The sequence below is a fragment of the Streptomyces sp. NPDC088157 genome (assembly GCF_044741545.1).
GTDB lineage: Bacteria > Actinomycetota > Actinomycetes > Streptomycetales > Streptomycetaceae > Streptomyces.
This window is the reverse complement of sequence record NZ_JBIUSU010000003.1, coordinates 188793-202895: the sequence shown is the minus strand read 5'-3', so window position 1 is coordinate 202895 and position 14103 is coordinate 188793. Positions and strand designations below refer to the sequence as shown.

At 71.0% G+C, this 14103-nt stretch carries 11 protein-coding genes and 4 pseudogenes; 7 read left to right on the top strand and 8 right to left on the bottom strand.

Annotation, left to right across the window (positions count from 1 at the left end; genetic code table 11):
- Positions 1-89 precede the first annotated feature (89 nt).
- Entirely contained in the window at positions 90-851 is a 762-nt protein-coding gene (locus ACIPFH_RS12220; RefSeq protein ID WP_401825434.1) for an alpha/beta fold hydrolase, read from the bottom strand.
- A gap of 64 nt (positions 852-915) precedes the next feature.
- On the opposite strand from ACIPFH_RS12220, the gene ACIPFH_RS12215 reads away from it, so the two are divergent.
- Positions 916-1347 (top strand): MarR family winged helix-turn-helix transcriptional regulator, encoded by a 432-nt coding sequence (locus tag ACIPFH_RS12215; RefSeq protein ID WP_401825432.1) that lies wholly within the window; start codon positions 916-918, stop codon positions 1345-1347.
- 173 nt (positions 1348-1520) lie between these two features.
- Here ACIPFH_RS12215 and ACIPFH_RS12210 read toward each other — a convergent pair.
- Positions 1521-2132, bottom strand: a pseudogene (locus ACIPFH_RS12210) (beta-galactosidase); the annotation flags it as partial.
- Between the two features lie 2 nt (positions 2133-2134).
- Between ACIPFH_RS12210 and ACIPFH_RS12205 the strand changes: the two are divergent.
- The 3 genes and pseudogenes from ACIPFH_RS12205 to ACIPFH_RS12195 all read left to right on the top strand — a co-directional run.
- A pseudogene (locus ACIPFH_RS12205) lies at positions 2135-2437 on the top strand (substrate-binding domain-containing protein); the annotation flags it as partial.
- 947 nt (positions 2438-3384) lie between these two features.
- Positions 3385-4020: pseudogene (locus ACIPFH_RS12200) on the top strand (RICIN domain-containing protein); the annotation flags it as partial.
- Positions 3975-4718, top strand: coding sequence for an RICIN domain-containing protein (locus ACIPFH_RS12195; RefSeq protein WP_401825430.1), 744 nt, complete (start codon positions 3975-3977; stop codon positions 4716-4718). The pseudogene ACIPFH_RS12200 and the gene ACIPFH_RS12195, both read left to right, overlap by 46 nt.
- A 141-nt stretch (positions 4719-4859) precedes the next feature.
- On the opposite strand, the pseudogene aspA reads toward ACIPFH_RS12195, so the two are convergent.
- Positions 4860-5056, bottom strand: a pseudogene (aspA, locus tag ACIPFH_RS12190) (aspartate ammonia-lyase); the annotation flags it as partial.
- 632 nt (positions 5057-5688) lie between these two features.
- Between aspA and ACIPFH_RS12185 the strand changes: the two are divergent.
- The gene (locus ACIPFH_RS12185) at positions 5689-6858 is read left to right on the top strand and encodes a hypothetical protein (RefSeq protein WP_401825428.1); all 1170 of its coding nucleotides are present in this window, start codon (positions 5689-5691) and stop codon (positions 6856-6858) included.
- Positions 6859-7090: 232 nt separating this feature from the next.
- On the opposite strand, the gene ACIPFH_RS12180 is transcribed toward ACIPFH_RS12185, so the two are convergent.
- Both ACIPFH_RS12180 and ACIPFH_RS12175 read right to left on the bottom strand, forming a co-directional pair.
- Positions 7091-7426 carry a YnfA family protein gene (locus ACIPFH_RS12180; protein ID WP_356262071.1) on the bottom strand — a complete coding sequence of 112 codons (336 nt, stop codon included), beginning with the start codon at positions 7424-7426 and terminating at the stop codon, positions 7091-7093.
- Between the two features lie 161 nt (positions 7427-7587).
- The gene (locus tag ACIPFH_RS12175; protein ID WP_401825426.1) at positions 7588-9033 is read right to left on the bottom strand and encodes a M6 family metalloprotease domain-containing protein; all 1446 of its coding nucleotides are present in this window, start codon (positions 9031-9033) and stop codon (positions 7588-7590) included.
- 758 nt (positions 9034-9791) lie between these two features.
- On the opposite strand from ACIPFH_RS12175, the gene ACIPFH_RS12170 reads away from it, so the two are divergent.
- Both ACIPFH_RS12170 and ACIPFH_RS12165 read left to right on the top strand, forming a co-directional pair.
- Positions 9792-10139, top strand: coding sequence for a PRC-barrel domain containing protein (locus tag ACIPFH_RS12170; RefSeq protein WP_356265556.1), 348 nt, complete (start codon positions 9792-9794; stop codon positions 10137-10139).
- A 295-nt stretch (positions 10140-10434) separates the two neighbouring features.
- A complete protein-coding gene (locus ACIPFH_RS12165; RefSeq protein WP_401825424.1) occupies positions 10435-11661 on the top strand; it encodes an MFS transporter in 1227 nt (408 codons plus the stop codon).
- Between the two features lie 25 nt (positions 11662-11686).
- Here the strand turns inward: ACIPFH_RS12165 and ACIPFH_RS12160 are convergent, their stop codons facing one another.
- The 3 genes from ACIPFH_RS12160 to ACIPFH_RS12150 all read right to left on the bottom strand — a co-directional run bounded on the left by ACIPFH_RS12160 (position 11687) and on the right by ACIPFH_RS12150 (position 13748).
- Positions 11687-12157, bottom strand: a complete 471-nt coding sequence (locus ACIPFH_RS12160) for a DUF6174 domain-containing protein (protein ID WP_401825423.1) — start codon at positions 12155-12157, stop codon at positions 11687-11689.
- A 119-nt stretch (positions 12158-12276) separates the two neighbouring features.
- On the bottom strand, positions 12277-13020 hold the full coding sequence (locus ACIPFH_RS12155; RefSeq protein WP_401826826.1) for a DUF1775 domain-containing protein: 744 nt from the start codon (positions 13018-13020) through the stop codon (positions 12277-12279).
- Positions 12957-13748 (bottom strand): hypothetical protein, encoded by a 792-nt coding sequence (locus ACIPFH_RS12150; protein WP_401825422.1) that lies wholly within the window; start codon positions 13746-13748, stop codon positions 12957-12959. The genes ACIPFH_RS12155 and ACIPFH_RS12150 overlap by 64 nt, the downstream gene beginning before the upstream one ends.
- Positions 13749-14103 lie beyond the last annotated feature (355 nt).

Genomic DNA, 14103 nt, shown 5'->3' with positions numbered 1-14103 from the left:
CGGGCGGGTGGCCCCGAGCCGCCCGTGCGCGCCGGGGCGCCGGTCGGCCCCCGTATGACGACCGCGGCTTCCGGCGGCGATACGACGTCCTAGCCGCGTCCGGTCTCCGTGGCGAAGGCGTCGAGCAGGGCGAAGGTCTGCGCGGGCTGTTCGAGATGGGGCAAGTGGCCCGCCTCCGCCACCACTTCGAAGCGGGCGTTTCCGAACGACGCGGCGTACTCCTCACCGTAGGCCGGAGTCGCGATGCGGTCGCTCTCGCCCCACAGGACGAGGGCGGGGACGGTGACGGCCGCGAGACGGGTGCGGAGGCTGGGGTCGTTCATGGCGGGGCCGCCGGAGAAGACGCGCAGAGCTGCCATGTTGGCCTGGATGACGGCGAGTCGCTCGGCCGGGAAGGTGGCGGGGTCGACGTAGAAGCGCTCGGAGTCGTGGAAGGCGTACTCGGCGACACCCCGCGCGTCGAGTGCGAAGAAGTCCCGGATCGGTTCGCCGTCCACCTCGATGCCGACCGAGTTCAGCAGAGCGACCCCGCTGATCCGGCCCTCAGTGTCGGCCGCGGCCAACTCGGCGCCGATCCAGCCGCCGAGCGAGGAGCCGACGACCAGGACGTCGGACAGGTGACGGTCGCGGAGGAGGCCCAGATAGGCGGCGGCGAGATCGGCCACGGAGGTGAACCGGTCGGGCCGTGGGGTGCCGTTCCAGCCGGGGTGGGTGGGCAGCAGGGTATGGGCGGTCGTGGCGAGGTGTTCGGCGATCGGGGCGACGGTCGCGGGACCGCCGCCGCCGTGCAGGACGAGGACGGGGCGGCCGGCGGCGGGGCCGAATTCGGTGATTGTCAGTTCCGAGATCATGCCCAGGAGAGTAACTAAGGATATTTATATAAGCAAGTTTAGTCATGGTGCTAGCCTGGTGGGCATGGTCGTTGAACTGCAGATCCTCGGAAGGGCCGTGAAGGCCGCCCAGTACCGCCAGCACCGAGCGCTCGACAGCCGCCTCGCGTCGATCGGCAGCACACTCGCGCAGTGGGACGCGCTCCGCGCGATCGGCCGCACGCCGGGCGCCAGTGCGCGACAGCTGGCGGCGGCGACGTTCCAGAGCGAGCAGGCGTTCGGCACGCTCGCCGGCCGCCTGGTGGCACAGGGGCTGGTGGATCGGCAGCCCGGACACGGCCGGCGTATCGAGCATCACCTCACCCCCGAGGGTCAGCGGGTGCTGAAGGCAGGCCACGGGGTGGCGGATTCGGTGCTCGCGGAGTGCTTCGAGGGGTTGGCGGAGACGGAACGGGAGGCGTTGCTGGGGCTGCTGCGGAAGATCGAGGGGCGGCCCGAGGACGAAGCCGGGCCCTGACGCCCCAACGGCGTGTGGCGTACATGCTCACTCATGACGGCATGACGGCATGACGCTGGATTCGGCATCCCGACGTCATGGCCCTACACCTGGCCGTCGCCGACGCACAGGCCGGCACCGCCCGCCGCCTCGCGCCCACCCGGAACAGGCGGGGAAGCCGACGTGGTGCCGTGCGGCTCCCGGACGACGGCGACGCCGCCGGGCGGGACGACGACGGTGCCGGAGACCTGGCTGCCGGTGAGCAGTTCGACCCCTTCGGCGGGCACCTCGGCGCCCTTTCCGGCGTGGTCGACGAGGAACAGGAAGTCGGCTGCCGCGCCGCGGCGCCGAACCACCTCGACCCCGGCGGGCACCTCGTGTTCGGGGACCACGCCGGCCTCCTCGCGAAAGCGGTGGAGCAAGGTGGAGAGGGTGTCCCGGTCGGGATGGGTGGCCACGTACCAGGCGGTGCCGCTGCCGTACTCGTTGCGGGTGACGGCGGGCAGGCCGGCCAGCGGTCCGTCGGCGTAGGAGACGATCTCCCGCGCGTCGGCGAGACGGACGCGCTCCGACCACAGGTCGGCCGTGGCCCCCGGGCGTACTTCACCGGCCAGCCCCGTCGTCTCTCCCGGCAGCAGAGGGAAGAGCTCGTCTGTCGATACTCCGAGGACGTCGCGGAACGCGCCGGGGTAGCCGCCGAGGACGACATGGCCGTTCTCCTCGACCATGCCACTGTGGAAGCCGACGGCCAGCGTCCCCCCGCTCCGCGCGAACCGGGCGAGGTTCGCTGCCGCCTCCTCCCTCACCCGACGAGATGGCCGTCGGACTGATCCATGCCCTGCGGGAGGGCGGCCGACGAGTGCCGGAGGACATCAGCGTGGTCGGCTTCGACGGCAACCCCGTCTTCGCCTACGTCACCCCGCCCCTGACCACCGTCCGTCAGCCCTTCGACGCCGCGGCACTGGAGGGGATCAGGCTGCTCGTGCACGCCATCGAGCAGCCGGAGAGGGAACTGCCTCCCGCGAGTGAACCGCCCGTCGAACTCGTCGTCCGCGGCTCGACCGCACCCCCGCCGTCCCCTCAGGAACAGACGGTGCCTCGCGCCGTCTGAGCAACCACCCGGACGGGTGCGGAGCACAGCGCACGCGTGAGCAACACCCTCTGTCGTCCGACGGCCCTCATTCCGAGCGGCTCGTCGGAGACGTCGTCGCCGCGACATCGGACGCTGTCGCGCCGGCCGACCTCACTCATCGACTCCGCCGTGCCACGCCCCGATCGGTCCGGCGTGCGGCGGGCACTGAAACACACCTTTGTCCCTTCCCCTGGGAGCCGCAATGTCCCCTGCGCAGACAGGCGCCAGATCCGGCGCCGCTCCACGTTCCCGTCCCCTCTTCCTCCTGACGCTGATGTTCGCCGCGCTGTCCGCGGTGGCGACGCTGGTGCTGCCCGCCGCGGGCCGCGCGGACGCTCTGGCCCGGCCGTCGCAGACGATGTACACGCCCCCGTCGAACGCGCCCTCGCCCGGATCGTTCTACCCGCGGGCGATGCGTCTGCAGCACAACGGCTCGGCCAACGGCACGCTTCTGGCGACGTTCGAGCAGTACACCACCGGCACGCCGGTCCTCCCGATCTACCGCAGTACCGACAACGGAAACTCCTGGACGAAGCTTTCCGAGGTCGCCGACACGCAGAACGGCTGGGGCATGCGCTGGGAGCCCGAGCTGTTCGAACTCCCCACCGCTGTGGGTGACTTCCCCGCGGGCACCATTCTCGCCGCCGGAGCCTCCGTCCCCGCCGACCGCTCCGCCATCAAGATCGACGTCTACGCCAGCACCGACCGCGGACAGACCTGGACCTTCCTGAGCAACATAGCCACCGGTGGCGCGGCCTTCGACACGAACGGAAACACTCCCGTGTGGGAGCCGTTCTTCCTCGTCTCCGGCGGCAAGCTGATCGTGTACTACTCCGACCAGCGCGACGCCGCCCCACGGCCAGAAGGTCGTGCACCAGGTCTCCACGGACCTGCGCACCTGGGGTCCGGTCGTGGACGACGTGGCGATGCCCACCTACAAGCAGCGCCCGGGCATGCCCACCGTCGCCAAACTGCCCAACGGCAACTACGTCATGACGTACGAGTACGGCGGCTCTCCCTCGGGCAACTTCGCCGTCTACTACAAGATCTCCGCCGACCCGGAGGCCTTCGACTCCGTCACGGGGATACCCCTGCGTTCGACGGACGGAGTGGTCCCCACCAGCACCCCGTACATCACATGGCTGCCCACCGGCGGCCCGAACGGCACCCTCGTCGTCAGCGCCTACAGCACGGGCGACCTGTTCCTGAACACCACGGGCGGTGCCGCGGACACCTGGACACGGATCAACTCCACCGTCGTCGGCGGCTACAGCAGGGGCATGCTGCCCCTGCCCGACGGCCACAGCCTGCTGGTGCTCAGTGGGGGAAGCGGAGGCAGCAACGTCCGGAATCCTGTCACGTACGGCACCATCGATCTGGGCGGCGGTATCTCGGACGGCGCCACCTACACCGTGTCCAACGCGAACAGCGGACTGAAGCTCGCCATCGCGGGCGGCTCCACGAGCAACGGCGCCTACGCGACCCAGCAGAGCACCGACAACGCCACCGACCAGCAGTGGCGCTTCATGGCGCAGCCCTCCGGCTTCTTCAAGATCTTCAACGTGGCCACCGGCAAGGTCCTGGGTGTGGAGAACCAGTCCACCGCCGACGGCGCCAAGATCCTCAGTGGGACGACAACGGCACCCTCGACCACGAATGGGCCGTCGCCCCGAACGCCGCCGGCGGCTACACCCTCACCAACCGCGTCACCGGCAAGGCCCTCGAGATCCCGAACGCCTCCACCTCCGCCGGCGCCATCGCCGACCAATGGAGCGACACGGGCTGCGCCTGCCGGCGCTGGAACCTCACCCAGACCGCCCTGCCGCCACTGGGCACCGGACAGTACGTCCTCGTCAACAAGAACAGCGGCAAGTACCTCGACATCCCCAACGGCTCCACGGCCACGGGTACGGCCGTGGGCCAGTGGCAGAACAGCGCGTGCCTCTGCCAGTTGTTCACGTTCCAGTCCGCGGGCGGCGGAGCCTGGACCATCAAGAACGCCAACGGCAACCTCAACCTGGACATCCGTTCCGGCTCCACCACCGCGGGAGCCGCGGTCGTCCAGAACACGCCCTCGGCCGCCGGCTCGCAGAAATGGACGCTCACCGACGCGGGCAACGGCTACTACGAACTCAAGAACGTCAACAGCGGCCTCAACGCCGGCGTCGCCCAGTCCTCCACGACCAACGGCGCCGCCGTCGTCCAGTGGAACGACGTGAACGTCGACGACCAGCAGTGGAAGATCGTCCGCATCAACTGAGCGGCGGGCGCCCTCTCGTCGTCGGCTCACGAAGGGCCTCCTGCCGGCTCGGGATCGCGTGACGACCCGAGCGCCAGGAGGCCCTGCTGCGTGGGTATCTGCTCGGTGGGGATCCTGCTGTGTGGCCAAGAAGGGCGCTTCGTTCGTGGAGGTGCCTGCCCCTGCCTGGACGGGGTCGACGACGAACTGCTCGTGCGGGTGTCCGGAGCCGATCTCCACGCACGCGCCGATGATCGCTTCGGCGGGTCCGGGGGCAGCAGGCCGAGGTCATTATTGGCCCGCGCGGCCGCCTGCTTGACCGCCGCCAGTGCGGTGACCAGGTCGGGGAACCCGGCGATGGCCGCCTGGTCGAGTCCAAGCCCGGCGTCTACATCAACCAGCTCTTCGACACCAACCAGTTCGCCCAGACGGCCGCCGGCTAGGAGACCGGTCTCTGCCGGCGGCCGGGACCGTGCAACCCCCGGCAGGGGTCAGCAGTCTCCTTTACGGGCACCAGGTGTCCCAGGAGTAGACGGCAACCACGGATCACGATCCCTCGCCGGGAGGTGGCCACTGGTGGAGCCGTGAGGATTCGTTGTGCGAGGAGGCATGTGGGATGGCTGCACGTCGTGACGATGCAGACGGCTGCTCAGCGCGCTTCCGCCGGCACGGCGGGGCTCCTGCCGGCGGGCTGCAGTCCGCGAGGGAACGGGTACACGTCACGCGAGAGGTGGTCGAACCGCTGCTGCGGCGCTCCGACTTGTTGTCGCAGCTCCTGCGCATCGGGTACGCGCGCGACCCACGGGGACAGGAGACGTAGGCGGTCCCCGGGGGCGTCCGGGCGCGGCTCGCGCAAGCCCGTCAGGCACTACGAGCATGACGACCGCACGCCCGTGGTCTGCCCCCCTCGTGATCCGCATGTGATCCGTGCCCCGTAGTCTCCACCTGACCAGGGGGGCGCGGGACGCGCGACCAAAACGGGGGACGACACATGGCGTATGGGCGTGCGGCGATACCGGCACTGATCGGAGGAGTGCTGCTCACGGCACTCCTGTGGTGGGCGGGGGCGAGTGCGCAGGCGCTGCACCTGCCGGGCACCGCCGACGTGATCGGCGGCCGGGCCGCGGCCGATCTCCAACAGTGGCTCGCTCCCTGGTCGTACGACCCTCCGACCTCGGTTCTGTTCGGCGCCGGGGCGTCCGGCGAGATCGGGGGGCCGGCCGGTACCGACGGCACCCGCTACCTCGACCTGTACCAGACCGCACTGCAGATCAGGTTCGCCGCGGTCTTCGCCTTCTTCGTGCCCGGGGCGCTGCTGCTGATCCGCAGGCTGCCGCCGGTGCACGGCCGGATGCCCGCCGCGCTGCTCGCGGTATGGGCCTGGGGTCTCGTGGCCGGGACCCTGGCGGTGACCGTCTCGGCGCCGTGGCTGATCGCCTCGCAGGGGCACGGCAGTTACCGCTTCCTCCCGCAGCTTGCGAGTGTGATCTCCACCGGGCGGCAGATCGTGGTGGTGACCGCGCTGCTCGCGGCGGTGGGAACGGTGCTCGCGGCGCGGGTCACCGCCAAGGGCGCCGGTCCGCTGCCACGCGAGGTCGTCCCGGCGCGTGCCGCCCGTCTGGCCGCCGGTGCCGGGACCGTGGTGATCGCGCTGTCCCTGGTGGTCCTGTCGTACCAGTCGGTCGCCGCCGCTCTCCAGACGGCTTTCTCGGGCGGCGGGCTGTTCGCCGAACCGGGCGACCTGCTGCGCCAGTGGTTGCTGCTGGGCGCCTGGGCCGGCCCGGCGGGCTCGCCGCTGGGCGACTGGCTCCTGTACCGGGCCGCCGACGTGCTGCTGCTCGCCGTGGTGTGGTGGGCGCTGCGGTGGTTGCCCGGACTGCTCACGCGAGCCACGGTGCCGGCCATGGCGGTCGGCGCGGTCTGCGCGACCGTCCTGGGGCTGCTGGCTGGCCAGTTGCTGCGGATGGCGACGGACGGAACGGGCATGCGCTACGGCCTGATGTACCTGTCCGCCGCTGTCGGCAACGGCGTCCCGGCAGCCCTGATCTGGGGCCTGCTGTCGGGAGTCGCGGCTGCGGTGACGCTGCGCGTGGCCGTGCGCCGCACGGAGAACGCCGATGCCACGGCTTCCGTCCAGGAAGCCGCTCGGCTTCAGGACTGAGCGGGCCGGACGGGCGGCGGGCCCGTACGAAGTCGTGGTACTCGCCCTGTACGAGACCCTGGTCGACCCGTCGTCCGCGAACGGCTCCCGTGCACTACTGCCCAACCGAACGCCCCCGCCCCCGCCTCAAGGCCCCGATGATGTAAGGCACCTCAAGGCCCCGATGATGTAAGGCTCCACCGAGTAGCGCACCCAGGCACAGTACGGCCCAGCCGCACCACCTGAGGGGAATTCAGTGCTCGCGGGGCGCGTACATGATCACGGCCATCCCGGCGAGGCAGATCAGGGCGCCGATCACGTCGTAGCGGTCGGGACGGTAGCCGTCGGCGACCATGCCCCAGGCGATCGACCCGGCGACGAAGATCCCGCCGTACGCGGCCAGGATGCGCCCGAAGTCGTCGTCGCTCTGCCAGGTGGCCACCACGCCGTAGACGCCGAGGGCGATCACGCCGGCGCCGATCCAGATCCATCCCCTGTGCTCGCGGATCCCCTGCCAGACAAGCCAGGCACCGCCGATCTCGAAGAGGGCGGCGACGACGAACAGGGCGACGGAACGAGCGACGGTCATAGCGGTGGACCCTACCTGTGGCTCGCGCCGCTGATCCCCGACGGGCGCCGTGCGGGAGCCGACGCCGGCGGTGCCGCTCCATGCGGTGATCACCGAGCCGAAGGTGATCACCAGGACGAGGGGGCGACCATGAACCCGTTCAGCTCGGTGGCACTGCTACGTCATTCCATGCGGACGTCGATCGCCATCGTCTCGTCGCCCGGGCTCCCCTCGACCTCGATGGTGACCCCGGACCAGTGTCCGTCCGGCAGGTTGAGCGGCGGGATCGTCGTCTCGCCGAGCGCCGTGTTGCCCAGGGACGGATAGAGGTCGTTCGAGTCTCCCCGGTTGCCCCGGCCGAAGATCGCCCCGAGGTCCCGTTTGCCGTCGGCCTGGAGCAGTTCGATGGCGAGGGCGTCCTCCTGGTTGACGTCCTCGATGGCTTCGTCGACGACGTAGACCGCGACGCCCGAGTCGGGGAGGAACGCGTCCTGCCCGCGGCGGCGCCGGTACTCGACGAGCAGGTACTGCGTCTCCGTCATCGTGTCCTCGTTCTGAATGAACACGAGGTCGCCGCTCTCCGCGGACGGCCGCAGTACCAGGTCCTTGGTGGTCGCCGTGACGCGCTGAGGGGCCGCCCAACCGTGGAACATGCGCAGCATGCCGTTCGGGAAGGTCGGTGTGAGCCCGTGGTTCCCCCAGGAACCCGACGCCATGAGGCAGTAGTTGCCGAGGCCATTGGACGTCGTGGCTTCCAGCTGGCCGGTGTCGTAGTAGTCCGCCCAGCGTGCGGCGAGATGGCCCCACTCGTGGGCGCACACCCCCATCGCGCAGTCCTCGGGCACGGTGAGGAAGGTCTCCACGGTCAGGCCGGGCGCGACCTCGATGCCGTCGGGCACGCCCCACTTGAGGCTCCACAGGTCGTCGCGCTCGAGCGTCTCCTCGGCGCCGGGGCCGGCGTGCACGAGGAACAGGGCGGTGACCGTCTGCTCCTCGAGCGCGTCGAAGGGTGTGAAGTCGACGCCCTCCGCCATGGCGAGCCGTACCGCGTCCCGGGCCAGACCCTGGGTGTTGCGCGGGAAGCCGTCCTCGGTGAGACCGGAGTTGCCGTCGGCGTAGAACGACAGCGGCTGCGGCATGCGGAACCAGCCATGGACCTCGCCCTGGACGTCGATGCCGGTGTCGCCTATGGGGTCGAAGCCGCTCACTGTGCGGTAGTAGTCGCGCATGCTGCCGGTCGGCAGGGACTTCGTGCTGAACAGCAGCTCGCGGAAATGGCCGGGGCGGCGGTTCGGGTCGTGCGGCCGGTCGGGAAAGTCGACCAGTAGCACCAGCGTGTGGATCGGGCCCTTCAGGCGCTTGGAGGGCCGGGTGATGAGCTGGCGGGTGCCGCTCGGGGCGACGCGGACGGCGCCGTCGTCGAGCCCGATGCGTTTGGCGCCGCGCCGGGCGGAGCGCCAGGTGTAGTAGTAGTCCTCGAAGGTGATGGTGCCCGGCAGCCGGCCCGATGTCGTCAGGTCGAGGTAGCGGGCGTAGAGCTGGGCCAGGGCGTCAGGCGCCAGCGGAACCGGGCAGGGCCCCGCGCAGGCTGCGGCGGGGCCCTTCTGCAGAGTACGGGGGTATCGCATAGCGACCACTCCGTTGAGGTAGGACGATCGCAGAGGTAGGGGCAGGACCACGCGGGACGAAACGCAGTGGTTCTTTGAGCAGGGCCTGTTCGCGCGCCCTGCGTTCGTGCTGTACACATCCAGCTTCCCTCCGGCCCGAGGCCTGGTCAAACGCAGTCAGGAGCACGGAGCTTGACCTGTTGACGCTTCAACTCACCTCCTCGCCCTCGAAGTCGCTGCGGGCGGTGCCCGCGCTCACCGCGCGAGTGCCGCCCGAGCGACTGTCCGGCCGTCGGCGGTACACGGCGCCATGTGCCCGGTGACGGAAGTGGCGTCGGGCACTGTGGCCGGGCCTGGGTGGATCCATCGGTTGCCATGACGCGGTGGGCCGGCGAGGAGCACCGGCTCGATGGCCGCATGGCGTTCGCGTTTGCGGCCTGCTCGGCACCGTCCCTGCCCGGCAGAAGGGCGATCGCACGCGGGCCTGCTGTGCACGCTCATCGGTGGAACCGTCAGCGTCCTCGTCCTCGTGAAGAGCGCGGCGTCCCGGACGGTGTCGTCGTCGAGTTCGGGCCCGTGGAAGCCGCCGACCGAGCTCACGTGCGTGCCCGGGGCGAGCCATGCGCGGCGCAGGACGGGGCGGGTCGCGCCGGTGCAGCAGTACACGGCGGCCGTGGGTGTGGACGGCGTAGCCCCGCGACGTGCGCCGTGACGTGTTCCGCACGCCTGTCGTGCTCCTAAGCGGGCACCCGCAGGAACAGGACGACAGGGAGGACATCGTGACCCGACACCACGCACACCACGTGCCGACCGCCGGCCACACGCCGGACGACGACCTGACCGGATACCAGGTGGACGCCACGGACGGACACGTCGGCAGGGTCAGCAAGTACTCCAGGGACCTCGGTCCGCGGTTCCTGGTGGTGCACACCGGCCTGTGGGTTCTCGGCAGGGACGTGGTGCTCCCGGCGGACGCCGTCATGGGCGTCGACCACGACGCCCGCATCGTGCAGCTGTCCCGGTCGAGGACGCAGGCCAAGTCGGCGCCCGTCTTCGACGCGGACACATATCTGGGCGATCCACGTCACCGCGACCAGCTGGGCGGCCGGCACGGATCCGGGCACTGACGCACCGATCCGGGCACTGACGCACCGTTCCGGGCGCCGGCACCCGGAACGGGGCACTGACAGACGCGGCCCGCGCCTCTTGAGGGGTGCGGGCCGCCCGGGAATTCCGCACCGACGTCTCACGTCGACAGCCGTCCGCCTCGCGCAGGGGGAGAAGGGTCGTCGCTCCGCGTCACCGCGTAAGCGCTTTCTCGGTGCCGTGGACAGGCATGTACATTTGCCCGGGTCGGGTGGGCATCGATACCCGACCGCCGACCGGCGGCAGCCGTCCGAACTCGCACGGAGAAGCACTCACATGGATCAGGCCGTGCGTCACCGTCGTCGGGCGCTGTTCCTCCTCTTCCTGCTCGCCGGGATCGCGATGTCGTCGTGGGTGACGCGCACGCCCGCGATCCGGGACCGGCTGGACGTGACCACCGCACAGATGGGACTCGTGCTGTTCGGGCTGTCGTTCGGCTCGATGGCGGGGATCACCTGTTCGGGGCGGCTGGTGTCCCGGTTCGGGACACGGCCCGTCGTCGTCTGGGGGACCGTTCTCCTGCTCGCCGGGATGGCCACGATCTGCGTCGGCAGCGCCGCCGCCTCGATCCCTCTGGTCACGGCGGGTCTGTGCGCCTTCGGCGCCGGCATGGGCGTCGGTGACGTGGCCGTGAACGTCGACGGTACGGACGTGGAGCGGATCAGCGGGGTGACCACTCTGCCCGCGCTGCACGGCTGCTTCAGCCTGGGCACGGTCCTGGGAGCCGGCGCCGGCATGGCGATGACGGCGTCCGACGTGCCCGTGCACTGGCACCTCGCGGCCGCCACCCTGGTGGCCGCCGCACTCTTCGTCCTCGCGGCCCGCGCCCTGCCGGCGGGCACCGGGCGCGTCGCGCCCAAGGGTCCCCGGGAAGCTCACGGCGACGGGCGCCACCCCGCGGTGTGGAAGGACGGAAGGCTCGTCCTCATCGGCGTGATCGTGCTCGCCATGGCGTTGGCCGAAGGCTCGGCCAACGACTGGTTGCCCCTGCTGATGGTCGACGGACACGGCATGGACGCCACATCGGGCTCCTTCGTCTACGCCGGGTTCGCCGCGGCCATGACGGTGGGCCGCTTCAGCGGAACGTTCTTCCTCGACCGCTTCGGTCGTACCGCCGTCGTGCGTGCCAGCGCCGTCAGTGGCTCGCTCGGCCTCCTCGTCGTGATCGTCTCGGACAGCGCCGTCCTGGCCGGTGTCGCCGTGCTGCTGTGGGGACTGGGCGCGTCGCTCGGTTTTCCCCTCACGCTCTCCGCGGCCGGCGAGTCAGGGCCCGACGAGACGGCCCGGGTCGCTCTGGTCGCCACCATCGGCTATGTCGCGTTCCTCGTCGGGCCCCCCGGCCTCGGCTTCCTGGGGGACCACATCGGCCTGCGCCCCGCCATGTTCGTCGTCCTGGCCTGCGTCGCCTGTGCCGCTTTCCTGGCCCCCGCTGTCGACGTCAGGTCCCGTACCGTCGTCACAGCGCCCGCGCAGGACAGCGCCACCGAAACGGCTGGTCGCTGAAACGGCTTCCCGGCTGCGCTGCCGGTCACTGGCCGGGAGTCGGTGCAAAGGAGCTGATCGTGTACAGGGCTTCGTCGTCGATGGAGTTCTCGTCCCAGTCCAGGGAGATCCGCACAGGATGCCCGTCGGCGGCGTAGTCCGCTTCCGCCGTGTCCGCGGACTCGCTGCGGGCCCGGTCCAGAGTCCTCAACAGCTCGCCGATCGTGGGTACTTCACCGGGCAGATCCAGCACCTGGCGCCGGCTGTCCTCGTCGACCCCGACGGCCTCCACCACCTTGCCGTCGCGCACCTTCACCCGGAAGGTTCCCGCCAGGACCTGGGTGCTCGAGGTCAACGTGTACGCGTACGCGGAAGGTTCCTCCCAGGTGATCTTCGGCGCGTCGGTCTCGGCGGACCGCGTGGACGGTGGGGAACCGCAGGCCGCGGTCGCGCATAGCAGGGCGCCGAGCAGGGCGGCCGTGGCTGCGGATCGAGAGAGCGAAGGTCCGGCGGTCATGGTTACTCCCCAGCGGTCGACTACCGCTGTGACGCCCGGCGCCGGAAAAACGTTCACGGTGTGTTCCGTCGGTGCCTTGGGACAGCGGCAGTGCCGCCCCAAGGCGCCGACGGTGAACGTCAGTTCCCGCCGGACGAGGCGGCCCGGCGCTTGAGCAGCCACCACGCTCCGCCGCCGAGCACGAGCAGGGCGACGATCACACCGACCAGGGCGCCGGAGGACGTGCCGTCGTCCTTGTCGGCGGCGGTGTCACCGGCAGCCGCTGAGGTGTCCGCTTCGCTCGCCGTGACGGAAGGAGCGGGGGCGGCCGCACTGGCCGACGCGCTCTCGGCCGCGGTCGGGCTGGGACTGATCGGCTTGGCGCCCGGGGCGGCGGCCTTCAGCTTCAGCAGCGGCGCGGGCTGCTCGGGCTCCTCGCCGCCGGCGGGCAGTTCGATCCAGCGGGAGACCTCCCCGTCGCTGTAGGTCTCGACGGTCTTGAACGCGAGCTCCTTGACGTCCGGCAGCTGCCGGATCCTGATCTTGTGCTCGGCGTCGACACCGGTCTTCAGCGCAGGGCCGGCGACGGTGTAGCCGTCCTTGGTGGCCGTGAGCTTCCAGCCCTTGGGGCTCTCGTCGAGGGTGACGTCGGCGGGGGCGATGCCCTCGGGGAGGACAACGCGCAGTGCGGTGAAGCCCGCGGAGTCGGACTCGGCCTCGGAAACGAAGCTCAGGGTGACGTTCTCGGCCAGGGCCTGGGGCTTGTCGGCCTCGACCTCCGCATGCGCGGCGGCCGGGGTGGCCAGGGCGAGTGTGGCCGTCAGCGCGACGGCGCCGGCGAGGACGAGACGACGGCCGGCGCGCGCCGACGGACGGGTGGAGATGGACACAGGGAGACTCCTTGCGGATACGGGAGAACCCGGCCCCGCGGACACCGGGGCCGGTGAAGGACCGAAGAGTGCTCCCGTCGCGGCGGTCCCCTGCGCACCACCGCGTGCTCCAGTGCTTCCTCCCGTGCCTGTGCCGCCGCCTCGAAGAACGTACCCGCCCGCCGACGAGGCAGCCGGGACGCCACCAGGTCGGGATCCGCGAGCGATCGCGGCGGCATCTGGGTCAGGGCGACCGCGGCGGCCCTGGCGAGTGTGCGGAGCGAATTGAGCGCCGCCGCCATCCGCGTGTCCGCCCGGTGCAGCAGCCAGGCCACCACCAGAGCGGCGGCCGTGTGCGCCGTGGTCATCGCCGCTCCGGCGTGATGCCAGGAGTGGCCGTCCCCGGCGGCCATGTGCCCGGCATGCATGGTGTGCCGGGGATCGGCGGCCATCGAGGCGTCGCCGCCCGCGTAGGACAGTGCGAGGTGCAGCGCCCCTTGCGTCACCAACGTGAACCCGACGGTCGCCACCGGGGCGTAGCGCCGCCGTGCGAGCGGCCGGACCGCCGAGAACTGCGCCACGACCAGCACGGTCACCAGTCGCCAGGGCACCGTGCCTTCGTCGATGGCGTGGTGGCCGAAGGTCGCGAGCACGGTGCCGAGCACGGCGAACAGACCGGCCCGCGCGCACGTTCCCGCGTGGCCGGCCCGGCCTGCCGCGGCACGTCTCTGGTGCCCTGTCACGTGATCAGGCTGCACGGTCGCCCATCATCCCCCGACGACCGCGCCCCGTACGCCCGACCGTCGACGACGCCCGGTTCGCGCCGCCACGACCGAGTGACGAGCGACTCGGGCGGTTGGCCGTTCGTCCTGGACGTTCCGGCTGGTGGAGGTCAGGGGCGTTCACCTCGACGTATACGGCGGGGCGGGCAAGGCCGTTCACACGGGCGGGACGTGCAGGCGCGCGGGTCGGGTCGAGCCGCGGCCGGGCCCGGCCGCGGGGAGGCCCAGGGCCGTGGGTGAGGGCGCTGAGGACAACGGTGGCGGGCATGTCCACACGGGCGAGGACCTGTTGGCCGTCGGCCTCGCCGGAGTGGTC

Bases quoted from the DNA above. Each gene is read 5' to 3' on its own strand.
- ACIPFH_RS12220 (WP_401825434.1), bottom strand. From the start codon at position 851: ATGATCTCGGAACTGACAATCACCGAATTCGGCCCCGCCGCCGGCCGC.
- ACIPFH_RS12180 (WP_356262071.1), bottom strand. From the start codon at position 7,426: ATGACCGTCGCTCGTTCCGTCGCCCTGTTCGTCGTCGCCGCCCTCTTC.
- ACIPFH_RS12165 (WP_401825424.1), top strand. From the start codon at position 10,435: ATGGATCAGGCCGTGCGTCACCGTCGTCGGGCGCTGTTCCTCCTCTTC.
- ACIPFH_RS12175 (WP_401825426.1), bottom strand. From the start codon at position 9,033: ATGCGATACCCCCGTACTCTGCAGAAGGGCCCCGCCGCAGCCTGCGCG.
- ACIPFH_RS12215 (WP_401825432.1), top strand. From the start codon at position 916: ATGGTCGTTGAACTGCAGATCCTCGGAAGGGCCGTGAAGGCCGCCCAG.
- ACIPFH_RS12185 (WP_401825428.1), top strand. From the start codon at position 5,689: ATGGCGTATGGGCGTGCGGCGATACCGGCACTGATCGGAGGAGTGCTG.
- ACIPFH_RS12160 (WP_401825423.1), bottom strand. From the start codon at position 12,157: ATGACCGCCGGACCTTCGCTCTCTCGATCCGCAGCCACGGCCGCCCTG.